The sequence below is a fragment of the Enterobacter cloacae complex sp. I1M genome, assembly GCF_014982425.1.
In the GTDB taxonomy this organism is placed as follows: domain Bacteria; phylum Pseudomonadota; class Gammaproteobacteria; order Enterobacterales; family Enterobacteriaceae; genus Enterobacter; species Enterobacter intestinihominis.
The window spans coordinates 24,496-38,365 of record NZ_JADCLG010000012.1 but is presented as its reverse complement, the minus strand read 5'-3'; the positions used below and the strand labels follow the sequence as shown (position 1 = coordinate 38,365).

Sequence of the window (13,870 nt, the reverse complement as noted above, 5' to 3'; positions counted from 1 at the left end):
GGGGAGGGGTGGTGCGGTCTGAGCCCCTCACCCCGGCCCTCTCCCCAAAGGGGAGAGGGTGTTTTAAGTCCCCTCGCCCCTTTGGGGAGAGGGTTAGGGTGAGGGGTGAGTCTGTCTTACTCGTCGTGCTCTTCCCATGCCAGGGCACGTTTCACCGCTTTCTTCCAGCCGCTGTAGCGGTAGTTGCGCTCGGTGGTTTCGATGCCTGGACGGAATTCGCGTTCGATCACCGCTTTTTCCTGAAGCTCGTCAAGGTTTTGCCAGAAGCCAACCGCCAGACCTGCCAGATACGCCGCGCCCAGCGCCGTTACTTCTCGCACCTCAGGACGTTCAACGCGGGTACCCAGAATGTCGGACTGGAACTGCATCAGGAAGTTGTTGGCTACCGCACCGCCGTCCACGCGCAGGGCGTGCAGACGAATGCCGGAGTCCGCCTGCATCGCTTCCAGCACGTCGCGCGTCTGGTAGGCGATGGATTCCAGGGTCGCACGAATAATGTGGTTTGAGTTCACACCGCGCGTCAGGCCGAAAATCGCGCCGCGGGCGTACGGATCCCAGTACGGTGCGCCCAGACCGGTAAACGCTGGCACCACGTATACGCCGTTGGTGTCTTTCACTTTGGTCGCGAAGTATTCGGAGTCAAACGCATCGCTGATCAGCTTCATCTCGTCGCGCAGCCACTGAATGGAGGCGCCCGCCATGAATACCGCCCCTTCCAGGGCATAGTTCACTTCACCGCGTGGGCCGCAGGCGATGGTGGTCAGCAGACCGTTTTCTGATTTCACCGCTTTCTCGCCGGTGTTCATGAGCATAAAGCAGCCGGTGCCGTAAGTGTTCTTCGCCATCCCTTCCTTGACGCACAGCTGGCCGAACAGCGCCGCCTGCTGGTCACCGGCAATACCGGCGATAGGAATACGGGTGCCGCCTTTACCGCCGATGTTGGTCTGGCCGTATACTTCTGAAGATTTGCGCACGTCTGGCAGCATCGCACGCGGAATGTCCAGCGCGTCCAGCATCTTGTCATCCCACTCCAGAGTGTTGATGTTGAACAGCATGGTGCGCGAGGCGTTGGTGTAGTCGGTGACGTGAACGCGTCCCTGAGTCATCTTCCAGATAAGCCAGGTATCGACGGTGCCAAACAGCAGCTCGCCGCGTCGTGCACGCTCGCGTGAACCTTCCACGTGATCGAGGATCCACTTCACTTTGGTGCCGGAGAAATACGGGTCAATGACCAGACCGGTTGTACTGCGCACGTACTCTTCCATTCCGTCGCGCTTCAGTTTTTCGCAGATCTCTGAGGTGCGGCGGCACTGCCAGACAATGGCGTTGTAGATGGGCTTACCGGTTTCGCGCTCCCAGACAACGGTGGTTTCACGCTGGTTGGTGATACCGATAGCGGCAATCTCGTCAGAACTGATGTCGGCTTTCGCCAGCACTTCCACCAGCGTGGAGCTTTGTGACGCCCAGATCTCCATCGGGTCGTGTTCAACCCAGCCTGGACGCGGATAGATTTGCTCAAATTCGCGTTGAGACACGCTGACAATGTTCGCGTCATGATCCATTACGACAGCGCGGGAGCTGGTAGTGCCCTGGTCGAGCGCAACGATATATTTTTTTTCGGTCATGGTATGTGTCCCGTAGTCAGATTACAGCGAAGCTTTTTGTTGTGTGGTGGAAGTCGACTCTTTTTCCTCTTCCACACAGGTGTCGCACGGTAAGTGGCGACCAATTAATTTGCGATAGCCGAATGCGCCCAGCGCCGCCCCTACGATTGGCCCGAACAGCGGAACCAGGAAGTAAGGAATGTCTTTGCCGCCGGTAAAGGCGACATCGCCCCATCCTGCAAAGAAGGCGAAGGTTTTTGGACCCAGGTCACGCGCCGGATTCATCGCAAAGCCGGTCAGCGGACCCATTGATGCGCCAATTACCGCAATCAGAAGGCCAATCAAAAGTGGTGCCAGCGGGCCGCGCGGAATGCCGTTTCCGTCGTCGCCCAGCGCCATAATGACGCCCATCAGAATAGCGGTAATCACCATTTCAACTGCGAACGCCTGCACAAAATTAATATGCGGATTCGGATACGTTGAGAAAATGCCTGCCAGATCCAGACTTTCGACACTGCCACGCACCATATGATGCGTCTGTTCGAAGTCGGTGAAAAGATTGTAATAAAGCCCGTAAACTAACGCCGCTGCGCAAAAGGCGCCGGCAAATTGTGAAATGATGAAAGGGACAACTTTGCGTCCGTCAAAGCACGCGAATAGCCACAACGCGATGGTCACCGCCGGGTTAAGATGTGCGCCGGAAACCCCTGCGGTCAGGTAGATGGCCATCGCCACGCCCAAACCCCAGATAATACTGATTTCCCACTGACCAAAACTGGCACCTGCCACTTTCAGTGCAGCGACACAGCCTACTCCGAAGAATATCAACAACCCGGTACCCAGGAACTCGGCAATGCACTGGCCTTTTAAGGTTGATGTCTGACTCATAATCGGAATCCTGCAAAAGAGTAATGTTTATTGTTTGCGTGACCGCCCGTGACAGCCACGATGCCCTGTAGACATAGTGTTAATTTATCGTTAACGAGCACAAACGAGAAATATCGAAATCAAAATGTGTGGTCTGCGTCAATAAAATGAGCGTTTTCGCGCCATAAAGCGCGTTTTTGCATCAAAGGTATAATGTGAGCTGAATCATTTCATTAACTAAAGAGTTAACAATTTAGGGGTATATGCCGCGAACGCACCAGGACCAGACCTAAAAGTGTTGCAAACCGCGATCTGCGCGGTGTGTCGCTGGACACAGAGCGCCGCGCTCCATACAATCGACGGTATATGTCGTGCGCGTTTACGTTAAAGCGTCGCCTTGCAATTCAGGAGAGGTAGCATCATGTCTTTAGAAGTGTTTGAGAAACTGGAATCGAAAGTACAGCAGGCGATCGACACCATCACCCTGCTGCAGATGGAAATTGAAGAGCTGAAAGAGAAAAACAACTCCCTGTCCCAGGAAGTTCAGAATGCTCAGCACAGCCGTGAAGAACTGGAGCGCGAAAACAACCAGCTGCGCGAACAGCAGAACGGCTGGCAGGATCGCCTGCAGGCACTGCTGGGACGTATGGAAGAAGTCTGATTTCCTTTGGGAATGAATTGAGTAGGCCGGGTAAGGCGAAGCCGCCACCCGGCTTTTTTATGGTTATTGCTCACGGATTTCAACCATAAAAAAGGCCGCCAGAGGCGGCCTTAACGCTACTTGTCCTGCGCTGTCATAGCATAAGCAACAAACCCACTCGGTTCATCACTCTTTACAACGAGTACGCTGGCGACAATGAACGCGATACATAAATAGCGTTTCATTATGCGGTCCCTGCTGCTTACCGCTCCACCGTTCACCACCGGTGATAAGTCGGTGGACACAAGCCCGGTTAAAGGTTGCTTTACGGTTGTGAATACACCTTTCCCTGGACCGGCGCCCATTTGCGAGATGGCGGAAAGGGACACAGCATCATAATGAGCAACACCTGCGGAGTTAAGGTTCCCACACATAATTAGGAATTCATAAAGGGTCGACAGGGGTTACCTGAGGAATGAATCAGGGTAAGATAAAAATCCTGGTTAAAGGTTGCAATATCACCCAACGGACCGCGAATCCCGAGGGACAAAAAAACCGCCACATTGCTGTTGGCGGTTTTTTTATGCATCTCGCTTACCGATTAACTACTCAATATCCAGCGCATCCTCAGAAAGGATAATGCCGGTATTGTCAGCATAAAGGTGGTCGCCCGAGAAGAAGGTCACGCCGCCGAAATTGACGCGCACGTCGCTTTCGCCGATGCCGTCGCCCGCTGCGCCTACCGGTATGGCCGCGATGGCCTGAATCCCGATATCCATGTCTTCGAGATCGTCCACCTGACGCACGGAACCGTACACCACAATGCCTTCCCACTCGTTCTGGACGGCAATTCCCGCCAGTTCAGCATCAATCAATGCACGGCGCACGGAACCGCCGCCGTCGACCACCAGAACGCGGCCACGGCCGTTCTCTTCGAGCAGATCGTACAGCAACCCGTTGTCCTCGAAACATTTCACCGTGATGATTTGCCCGCCAAACGACGACCGTCCGCCAAAGTTGGAGAACAGGGGTTCAACGACGTTGACATCTTCCTGGTAGATGTCACAAAGCTCGGAGGTATCGTATTTCATAGGTTTAACGCTCTGTTGCTGCGAATGTGTTCAGTATATCGTGCGAAATGCCTTGTTGGCAAAATCATCAATTGTTAATTGATATTTGTCAGCTAACTCAGCGTCTGGCTTAAGACAATCCCGATGACGAACAGCAGGTTAGTCAGCAACGCGCCTTTTACCGTGCGCTCCAGCATCGGCGGCATGGCAGCCGGGCTGAGTTCACGCATGACATAGCGGGCCTGCTTAACCAGCAGCGGTGCGGCGAGCACAAACAGCCAGCCCCACAGGCTGTGCAGAGAGATCAGATTGAACAGTGCCAGGCAGACCAGCGCGCCGATGAGCAGGCAGGCGTGATAGCGGCGGGCATTCACCGGGCCCAGACGCACGGCCAGCGTGTTCTTACCGTTCTCACGGTCGCTGTCGATGTCGCGCAGGTTATTGATATTCAGCACCGCCGTCGCCAGCAGACCGCAGGCGGTCGCGGGCAGGAACAGGGCGGGGATCACCGTATGCGCCTGCAAGTACCAGCTTCCCATGACGCTCAGCCAGCCGAAGAACACCAGTACGGAGATGTCGCCCAGACCAATATACCCGTAAGGACGCGTCCCGACGGTATAGGTAATTGCTGCAATAATGGCGAGCAAGCCCAGCACCAGGAAGCCAATGAAATCGCTGGTGGTTTTCGAGGCGACCGTCACCAGCGCCAGGCCGGACAGGCAAATCAACACCACGGTGATAATCAGCGCCCGCTTCATCTGTGCGTGGGTAATTACCCCTTTTTGCATCCCGCGCAGCGGCCCGATACGATCAGGTTTATCGCTGCCTTTTACCGCATCGCCGTAATCATTGGCGAGATTAGAGAGGATTTGCAGTAGCCCGGCGGTGACAAGCGCCAGACCAGCCACCAGGGGATCGAAATGCCCCTGCCACCAGGCAAGTGCGGTACCGACGATAATGGCGGCAAAAGCCAGAGGAAGCGTTTTTGGACGCAGACTTTCGAGCCACGCCTGCGTACGGCTGATATCAGTCATAGTTATTTAGCCAATAAAAATGGGGGCCATAGCCCCCATCAACAGTGATGAAAATGCATTGAACGCGATTATAGAATAAAACGGCTCAGATCTTCATCTGCCACTAACGCATCCAGGTGTTTGCCCACATACTCTGCGTCAATGGTAATGGTTTGACCGTTAAGGTCGCTCGCATCGTAAGAGATATCTTCCACCAGGCGTTCCAGCACGGTGTGCAGACGACGCGCACCGATGTTTTCGGTGGTTTCGTTGACCTGCCATGCGGCCTGAGCGATGCGTTTGATCCCATCGTCGGTGAACTCGATATTCACGCCTTCGGTCGCCATCAACGCTTTGTACTGTACGGTCACAGAAGCGTTTGGCTCAGTCAGGATACGTTCGAAATCTTCAGTGGTCAGCGCCTGCAGCTCAACGCGGATTGGCAGACGACCCTGCAGTTCCGGAATGAGATCGGATGGGCTGGCAACCTGAAACGCACCTGACGCGATAAACAGAATGTGGTCAGTTTTCACCATGCCGTGCTTGGTAGAGACGGTGCAACCTTCCACCAGCGGCAGCAGGTCGCGCTGAACGCCTTCGCGGGAAACATCCGGGCCGGAGCTGTTGCCGCCGCGCTTACAGATTTTGTCGATTTCGTCGATAAACACGATACCGTGCTGCTCAACCGCGTCGATAGCGTCCTGTTTCAGCTCTTCCGGGTTAACCAGCTTCGCGGCTTCTTCTTCAATCAGCAGCTTCATCGCGTCTTTGATTTTCAGCTTACGCGCTTTCTGTTTCTGCCCGCCCAGGTTCTGGAACATGGACTGCAACTGGCTGGTCATCTCTTCCATGCCCGGAGGGGCCATGATTTCCACGCCCATTGGCGCGGCAGCGAGATCGATCTCAATCTCTTTGTCGTCCAGCTCGCCTTCGCGCAGTTTTTTGCGGAATGCCTGACGCGCAGCAGAAGGTTCAGGCTGCTGTTCAGCCTGTCCCCAGTTATTTTTTGCCGGTGGGATCAGCACGTCGAGAATACGCTCTTCGGCCATCTCTTCGGCGCGATAGCGGTTTTTCTCAATCGCCTGGACACGCACCATCTTAATCGCTGAATCGGTCAGGTCGCGGATGATGGAGTCCACTTCTTTACCCACATAGCCCACTTCGGTGAACTTGGTGGCTTCAACTTTGATGAACGGCGCGTTAGCCAGTTTGGCCAGACGACGGGCGATTTCGGTTTTACCCACCCCGGTCGGGCCGATCATCAGAATATTTTTTGGCGTCACTTCATGGCGGAGCTCTTCGTCGAGCTGCATGCGACGCCAGCGGTTACGTAGTGCGATAGCCACGGAGCGCTTGGCGTTGTCCTGGCCGATAATGTGTTTGTTCAGTTCGCTGACAATTTCGCGTGGGGTCATTTCAGACATGGGCGATCCTTACGCTTTGGAGGTCAATTCTTCGATGGTGTGATTGTGGTTGGTATAGATGCAGATATCACCTGCAATATCCAACGCTTTCACCGCGATATCGCGCGCGTTCATGTCGGTATTTTCCAACAGCGCACGGGCTGCGGCCTGGGCGTACGGGCCGCCAGAGCCGATGGCAATCAGGTCGTTTTCAGGCTGAACCACGTCGCCGTTACCGGTGATGATCAGCGAGGCGTTTTCGTCAGCCACGGCCAGCAGTGCTTCGAGCTTGCGCAGCATGCGGTCGGTACGCCAGTCTTTTGCCAGCTCAACGGCGGCTTTCACCAGATGACCCTGATGCATTTCCAGTTTGCGTTCAAACAGTTCAAACAGCGTGAAGGCATCAGCCGTGCCGCCTGCGAAACCGGCGATCACTTTGTCGTTATAAAGACGACGTACTTTCTTCACGTTGCCTTTCATGACGGTATTACCCAGCGTGGCCTGGCCATCACCGGCAATTACCACCTGGCCGTTACGGCGTACACTTACTATTGTTGTCACGAGCAGACCCCCTGGTTACAGATTCGGGAAACAGAAGCCCTGAGCCTGTGCTCAGGGCTGAATTAAATGATAGATGGGGGGGATTTTGGGGGTTTCAACCCCCGGAGGCGAGTCGAATGCAGTTTGTGTGGCCAGCCACTTTCAAACGGGAAATGGTGCCGTCTGCGTTTTCTTTGCCTTTGACCGGTCCAATCACCACGCGATTCCAGCCGTTATTGGTGGTAATGCGTGAGTCAAATCCTTCAAATGCCAGCTGAGCTCGCACCGTTTCTGCCTGCTCAGCGCCTTTAAACGAACCGCACTGAACCATCCAGCGGCGTTCATCTTTTTTCTCAGCCGTCTGCTTTGGTGCCTCGGTCTCTTTAGTGACCGGCGCAGCCTGCTGCGTTTTTGGCTGTTGCGCAGTGGTATGTGCAGGCGTCTGCAACAGATCCTGATACGGCTGTGCTGTTTGCTTCTGCGGCTGGGCTTTCGGCTGCTGCTGAACAGGCTGCGTTTGTACGGTACGCGTCTGCTGCTGCGGTTGTGTACGCGGCTGTTGTACCGGCTGCGTCTGCGTCCACTGCTGCTGTTGCGTTTGCTGCTGTGCCTGACGCTGGCGCTGCAACGTTTGCTGACGCTGCGCCGGGGTTTGTTCGTTCCACGGTACTTCGTTCAGCTGCGTAGGCTGCTGGCGCATGTCCGCCTGCATCTGAGCGAGCAACTGGCGCTGTTCGTCCGTCAGCTGATCGGCATTCTTCACTTCACCCCCGGCAGAAGGCTCGGTAGGCGCACGTACGCCAGGCTGGCGGCTTTCCAGCTCTTTAATGTAGCGCCAGCGCTCTTCAGGCTTCGGAGGAAGGCCGTTGCCGACGACCTTGTTACCCTGAAGGGCTTCAGACTCTTCTTTTTTATGATGCGTAATGAAGTAGAGGCCGCCAATAAAGGCCACCAGCACAGCCGCAGCAATGGCGACCATGGCTGGGGAGACAGCAGACAGGCTACGTTGCTTGCTTTTTGAACTACTCTTTTTGCGTCGCGAAGGTGCCGGCTGGCCGCGACGTACATAATCTCGTTGTGCCACTATCGTTTCGCTGTATTTATTCGTTCGTCAGCCCGCCATGTTACTTAAGCGACGGGGCTTTGACCAGATAAGGGTGTCGAAAGGTATTTACTTTAAGTTAATGCCTGGGTAGAGCCGCGCACAATCAGCTCACAATCCAGTAGTCGTGACCCACTGCTAACTGTTTGACCGTGCAACTGATCCAGCAAAAGCAGCATCGCTTCCCGGCCAATGTCATACCGCGGCTGCGAAACAGTCGAAAGCGGCGGATCGCAAAACTCCGAAAGCGAAATATTATCAAAACCGATTATCGACAGGTCCTTTGGCACGCGCAGGCCGTGACGTTTGGCGTAGGATAACGCCCCCAGCGCCATCACGTCGCTGTGGCAGAAGACCGCGGTAGGCGGTTCTGGCAAGGCAAGCAATTTTTCCAGCGCCTGCCCGCCCGCTTCAAAGGTGAAATCACCGCGCGCAATGTAGTGCGGATCGACAACAGCCCCGGTACGGCGAAGCGCCTGAACGTAGCCCTGCAACCGGTAATGACACAGCGGCATCTCTTCTGGTCCGGCAATACAACCGATACGCTTATGCCCCAGCTCCTGAAGATAGTTCACGGCGTTGAACGCGGCGGTGAGGTTATCGATATGAACGGTCGGCAGCTCCAGCTCCGGCGCGAATTCGTTCGCCATGACCATTGGCGGTAAATTGCGCTGTTCTTCAATGCTGGCATCAAACGGCAGGCGTGAGCCAAGCAGCAGCATGCCATCAATCTGCTTGGTGATGATCAGGTCGATGAACGTTTTTTCCTGCTGGTTCTGGTGGGCACAATCACCAATCAGCACCAGATAGCCCTGGGCGGCGGCCGTGACCTCAATGCCGCGGATGATTTCGCTGAAGAAGGGATCGCAGATGTCCGGCACGATCACCAGGATGGTGCGGGATTCGTTGCGTTTAACGTTGCGCCCCATGGCTTGCGGGAAATAACCGACCTCAAGCGCCGCCTTTTCAACCCGGTTTCGGGTCGCCTGGGAGACTTTGTCAGGGTTCATCAATGCGCGGGACACGGTTGCTGTTGAGACTTGTGCTTTCTCGGCAACGTCTTTCATGGTCGCCGAGGCAACCTCTTTCCTGGACTTCAACGTCTTCTCCTCGCCTGAACACCGAACTGCGGACCGCACCATTTTTACAGATAGTTAATGGAATCGGTTACAGAATTTTCATAAAAAGTGTGAGGCGCATTAAATTTTTCGATCCGTCTTCAGCCTTCAATCGGATCGACGTCCAGAACCCACTTCACTTTTCGCGCTTCCGGCAGGGTATTAATCAGCGCCAGCGTGCCGCTGACGATCTGCTGTAAACGGATACGCGAAGGGTGCTGAAGTAAGAGTTGCCAGCGGAAACGGCCGCCGCGTTTCGGGGCGAGCGCGGGTACCGGGCCTAAAATCCACAGCTGATTATCCACCAGTGGGCTGGCCTGCAGGAGATTTCTCAGCTGTTGCAGGAATAGCGGCGCCTGCTGGTTGTTATGATCTTCCGCACGGATGATGACGTGGCTGGTCCACGGAGGAAGCTGCATCGTCTGACGTTCGGCCAGCGCCTGGTCCGCGAAGGCGTCATAGCCTTTGTGCAGCAGCGTTTGCAGCAGCGGGTGCTCAGGATGGTGCGTTTGCAGCACTACTTCGCCCTGCTTACCCGCTCGACCGGCGCGACCAGCAACCTGGGTATAAAGCTGTGCGAAACGCTCGGCGGAGCGAAAATCCGCGGAGAACAGCGCGCCGTCGACGTCCAGCAGGGCGACCAGCGTCACGTCCGGGAAGTGATGCCCTTTCGCCAGCATTTGAGTGCCAATCAGGATGCGCGCGCCGCCGCGATGCACTTCCGCCAGCTGCTGCTCCAGTGCCCCTTTGCGGCTGGTGGTATCCCTGTCGATACGCGAAATGGGCACATCAGGGAAGAACGGCGCCAGCGCCTGTTCGAGCTGCTCCGTCCCCAGACCCACCGGCACGATGTGCGTTGAGCCGCAGGACGGGCACTGACGGGGTACCGGACGCTGGCTGTCGCAGTGGTGGCAGCGTAAATGGCGCTGAGCCTGGTGGAAGGTGTAGTAGTGATCGCAGCGCGGGCACTCGGCAATCCAGCCGCAGTCGTGGCACAGCAACGCAGGCGCGAAGCCGCGGCGGTTCAGAAACAGGATCACCTGGTTGCCCGCCTGCAAATGTTGGCGCATGCGGCTAATCAGCGCAGGCGCTAACCCGGCCTGCACCTGCTGGCCTTTCAGATCCAGCACATGCTGAATGGCCGGACGGGCATTCCCCGCGCGGCGCGTCAGGCGCAGCATGTGGTATTTACGCTGGCGAACGTTGTGCAGCGTTTCAAGCGCGGGGGTGGCGGACCCCAGAATAATGGGGATTTGCTCGCTGTGGGCGCGGTACACGGCTAAGTCGCGGGCGTGATAGCGCCAGCCTTCCTGCTGTTTATAGGAGCTGTCATGCTCTTCATCGATCACGATAACGCCGAGATTTTTAAACGGCGTAAAGAGTGAGGAACGGGTGCCAATCACAATCGCCGCTTCGCCGTTTTTCGCTTTCAGCCAGGCGCTGAGGCGCTCGCTGTCGTTTAGGCCGGAGTGCAGAACCTCAACGGGCGCATTAAAGCGTTCACGGAAACGGGCGATGGTTTGCGGCGTCAGGCCGATTTCCGGCACCATTACCAGCGCCTGTTTGCCCTGTGCGAGCACATTTTCCAGTACGCTCAGATACACTTCGGTTTTACCGGAGCCGGTGACGCCCGCCAGCAGCCAGGCGGAGAAACGATCGGCGGCGCTGTGAATCGCGCCCACGGCGGTGGCCTGCTCGGTATTCAGACGCAGGCGATCGCCCGAGACGGAAAAGCCGTCGCGCCAGTCGTGAAGGGCAGGTGCTTCGCTGGCCAGCTCGCTCAGCCCTTTCTTCCTTAATGCCTGCAACGCGGTTTCGCTCACCTCGAGCTCGTCGACCTGATGGCGCCAGATTTTCCCCTGGCGTAGCGCGGCCAACGCCTGCTGTTGTTTTTGCGAGCGCTTCAGGCTGTTAATGTCGACCGCCTGACCCTGCTCGGTGGCAAACCAGTACCACATTGGCGCATGGCTGGCGCGCTTACCCTGACGCAGCATAATCGGCAGGGCGTGGAACAATACGTCGCCAATAGGATGGTGATAATAATCTGCCGCCCACAGCAGCAGTCGCCAGGTGCTGTGAGAGTAAACAGGTTCATCATCCAGCACTTCAACGATCGATTTCAGCTCGGTAAGCGGCAGCTCGCTTTTATCGCTGACGGAGACGACGATCCCCACGCGCTGCTGTTTACCGAACGGCACGGTCACGCGACAGCCCGCTTTGGCGCTCATGCTGTCGGGCAGCAGGTAGTCAAAGGTGCGGGGAAGCGGAACGGGCAGGGCAACGTGAGCGACGGGCATCGAATCTTCCTGACTTGAAAAGTGGCGCGTTAGTATACACATTAGTGAAAGCGGCGTGCGGATCAGTTTGCATACGTTGGTTAAATTCTGTATGATTCGCCGCCTTTGGTGTACTTTACGCCAAAGAACTTACATTCAACATCGCGTGGTGTCTGGCGTTAGGGCTGGAAGAGCGACGCGGCCTTAACTGAGGTTCTCCCATGAAAAAAGATATTCACCCGAAATACGAAATGATTACTGCAAACTGCTCTTGCGGTAACTCTATCCAGATCCGCTCTACCGTGGGTCACGATCTGAACCTGGACGTGTGCGGCAAATGCCACCCGTTCTACACTGGTAAGCAGCGTGATGTTGCAACCGGTGGCCGTGTTGACCGCTTCAACAAGCGTTTCAGCATCCCGGGCGCTAAATAAGTTTCCCGAAAAAAAGGCACCGCAAGGTGCCTTTTTTGTATCCGCTTATCAGTATTCCCACGTATCCGGGTCGATACCCAGTTCACGCATGATCACCTTCGCCTCTTCTGGAATTTCGTCACTGCGCTCTTTGCGCAGATCGTCATCGTTCGGCAACGGTTGGCCGGTAAACGCATGCAGGAACGCTTCGCACAGCAGTTCGCTGTTAGTGGCGTGACGCAGGTTGTTCACCTGACGACGCGTACGTTCATCGGTGAGGATCTTCAACACCTTCAGAGGAATGGACACCGTGATTTTCTTGACTTGCTCACTCTTCTTACCGTGCTCAGCGTATGGGCTGATATATTCGCCGCTCCATTCAGCCATGAGATACCTTTAATCCTCTCAGTCATTAATCTAAAGGTGCAAAACCGGTAACCATCAGTTTTGAACCGTAATCTTGCGTAGTTTACCGTAGAGACGATACCGAGGCACGGATATTGCCGCTGTAGCGTGTCCTAAAGCATATAATTTTAACGGCTATTTGCGCATTGCTCAATCTATACGCAAAGAAGTTTAGATGTCCAGATGTATTGACGTCCATACTTTCAATGTTTACTCTGGTGCCTGACTTTTCACCTCATTCGCCAGGAAGCCTCACCATGACGCGTAAACAGGCCACCATCGCAGTGCGTAGCGGATTGAATGATGACGAGCAGTACGGCTGCGTTGTCCCGCCAATTCATCTCTCCAGCACCTATAATTTCACCGGATTTAATGAACCTCGCGCGCATGACTACTCGCGTCGCGGCAATCCTACGCGTGACGTTACCCAGCGCGCGCTGGCGGAACTGGAAGGCGGCGCAGGTGCGGTATTAACCAATACCGGCATGTCTGCCATTCATCTGGTGACCACGGTGTTCCTGAAACCTGGCGATTTGCTGGTGGCGCCGCACGACTGCTACGGCGGCAGCTATCGTCTGTTTGATAGCCTGGCGAAACGTGGCTGCTACCGCGTGTTGTTTGTCGATCAAAACGACGAACAGGCGCTGAAACAGGCGTTAGCCGAACAGCCGAAGCTGGTTCTGGTGGAAAGTCCAAGCAATCCATTGTTGCGCGTAGTCGATATTGCGAAAATTTGTCAGCTCGCAAGGGATGCGGGAGCGATAAGTGTAGTGGATAATACGTTCCTCAGTCCGGCCCTTCAGAACCCACTGGCACTGGGTGCCGATCTGGTGTTGCATTCATGCACGAAATATCTGAACGGCCATTCTGACGTGGTAGCGGGTGTGGTGATTGCCAAAGATCCTGATGTTGTCACTGAACTGGCATGGTGGGCCAATAACATTGGCGTCACCGCGGGCGCGTTCGACAGCTATTTGCTGCTGCGTGGTATCCGCACCCTGTCACCGCGTATGGACGTGGCGCAGCGTAATGCCCAGGCGATCGTGGATTTCCTGAAAACCCAGCCGCTGGTGAAGAAGCTTTATCACCCGTCGCTGCCGGAAAACCAGGGGCACGAGATTGCCGCGCGCCAACAGAAAGGATTTGGCGCGATGTTAAGTTTTGAACTGGACGGTGACGAGCAAACGCTGCGTCGCTTCCTGAGCGGGTTGTCATTGTTTACGCTGGCGGAATCCTTAGGGGGAGTTGAAAGCTTGATCTCCCACGCCGCAACCATGACGCACGCAGGTATGGCACCCGAAGCACGTGCCGCCGCCGGGATTTCCGATACGCTGCTGCGTATCTCGACCGGTATTGAAGATTCTGAAGATTTAATTGCCGATCTGGAAAATGGCTTCCGGGTCGCAGCCAAGGGGTAAT

At 55.6% G+C, this 13,870-nt stretch carries 13 protein-coding genes; 3 read left to right on the top strand and 10 right to left on the bottom strand.

Annotated elements, in window-relative coordinates; translation table 11 throughout:
* Window positions 1-116: 116 nt before the first annotated feature.
* Together glpK and INF86_RS07520 are read right to left on the bottom strand one after the other, a co-directional pair.
* Window positions 117-1,625 (bottom strand): glycerol kinase GlpK, encoded by a 1,509-nt coding sequence (gene glpK / locus INF86_RS07525; RefSeq protein WP_022649801.1) that lies wholly within the window; start codon window positions 1,623-1,625, stop codon window positions 117-119.
* 21 nt (window positions 1,626-1,646) lie between these two features.
* Window positions 1,647-2,492, bottom strand: a complete 846-nt coding sequence (locus tag INF86_RS07520; protein WP_022649800.1) for an MIP/aquaporin family protein — start codon at window positions 2,490-2,492, stop codon at window positions 1,647-1,649.
* A gap of 400 nt (window positions 2,493-2,892) precedes the next feature.
* On the opposite strand from INF86_RS07520, the gene zapB reads away from it, so the two are divergent.
* Complete coding sequence (zapB, locus tag INF86_RS07515; protein WP_022649799.1) at window positions 2,893-3,132, top strand: septal ring assembly protein ZapB; 240 nt, start codon at window positions 2,893-2,895, stop codon at window positions 3,130-3,132.
* Between the two features lie 584 nt (window positions 3,133-3,716).
* On the opposite strand, the gene rraA is transcribed toward zapB, so the two are convergent.
* The 7 genes from rraA to priA form a co-directional block, all read right to left on the bottom strand.
* Entirely contained in the window at window positions 3,717-4,202 is a 486-nt protein-coding gene (gene rraA, locus INF86_RS07510; RefSeq protein WP_022649798.1) for a ribonuclease E activity regulator RraA, read from the bottom strand.
* 92 nt (window positions 4,203-4,294) lie between these two features.
* Window positions 4,295-5,221, bottom strand: a complete 927-nt coding sequence (gene menA / locus INF86_RS07505; protein ID WP_115168528.1) for a 1,4-dihydroxy-2-naphthoate polyprenyltransferase — start codon at window positions 5,219-5,221, stop codon at window positions 4,295-4,297.
* Between the two features lie 62 nt (window positions 5,222-5,283).
* A complete protein-coding gene (gene hslU / locus INF86_RS07500; protein WP_022649796.1) occupies window positions 5,284-6,618 on the bottom strand; it encodes an HslU--HslV peptidase ATPase subunit in 1,335 nt (444 codons plus the stop codon).
* A 9-nt stretch (window positions 6,619-6,627) separates the two neighbouring features.
* Window positions 6,628-7,158 carry an ATP-dependent protease subunit HslV gene (gene hslV / locus INF86_RS07495; RefSeq protein ID WP_022649795.1) on the bottom strand — a complete coding sequence of 177 codons (531 nt, stop codon included), beginning with the start codon at window positions 7,156-7,158 and terminating at the stop codon, window positions 6,628-6,630.
* A 94-nt stretch (window positions 7,159-7,252) separates the two neighbouring features.
* Window positions 7,253-8,221, bottom strand: a complete 969-nt coding sequence (gene ftsN / locus INF86_RS07490; RefSeq protein ID WP_017383099.1) for a cell division protein FtsN — start codon at window positions 8,219-8,221, stop codon at window positions 7,253-7,255.
* A 92-nt stretch (window positions 8,222-8,313) separates the two neighbouring features.
* The gene (gene cytR, locus INF86_RS07485; protein ID WP_022649794.1) at window positions 8,314-9,339 is read right to left on the bottom strand and encodes a DNA-binding transcriptional regulator CytR; all 1,026 of its coding nucleotides are present in this window, start codon (window positions 9,337-9,339) and stop codon (window positions 8,314-8,316) included.
* A gap of 119 nt (window positions 9,340-9,458) precedes the next feature.
* Complete coding sequence (priA, locus tag INF86_RS07480; protein WP_045308713.1) at window positions 9,459-11,654, bottom strand: primosomal protein N'; 2,196 nt, start codon at window positions 11,652-11,654, stop codon at window positions 9,459-9,461.
* Between the two features lie 200 nt (window positions 11,655-11,854).
* Between priA and rpmE the strand changes: the two genes are divergently transcribed.
* Window positions 11,855-12,067 carry a 50S ribosomal protein L31 gene (gene rpmE / locus INF86_RS07475; RefSeq protein WP_003862040.1) on the top strand — a complete coding sequence of 71 codons (213 nt, stop codon included), beginning with the start codon at window positions 11,855-11,857 and terminating at the stop codon, window positions 12,065-12,067.
* A 48-nt stretch (window positions 12,068-12,115) separates the two neighbouring features.
* Here the strand turns inward: rpmE and metJ are convergent, their stop codons facing one another.
* Entirely contained in the window at window positions 12,116-12,433 is a 318-nt protein-coding gene (gene metJ / locus INF86_RS07470) for a met regulon transcriptional regulator MetJ (RefSeq protein ID WP_006179183.1), read from the bottom strand.
* Window positions 12,434-12,708: 275 nt separating this feature from the next.
* On the opposite strand from metJ, the gene metB reads away from it, so the two are divergent.
* The gene (metB, locus tag INF86_RS07465; protein ID WP_193543393.1) at window positions 12,709-13,869 is read left to right on the top strand and encodes a cystathionine gamma-synthase; all 1,161 of its coding nucleotides are present in this window, start codon (window positions 12,709-12,711) and stop codon (window positions 13,867-13,869) included.
* Window position 13,870: the final 1 nt, after the last annotated feature.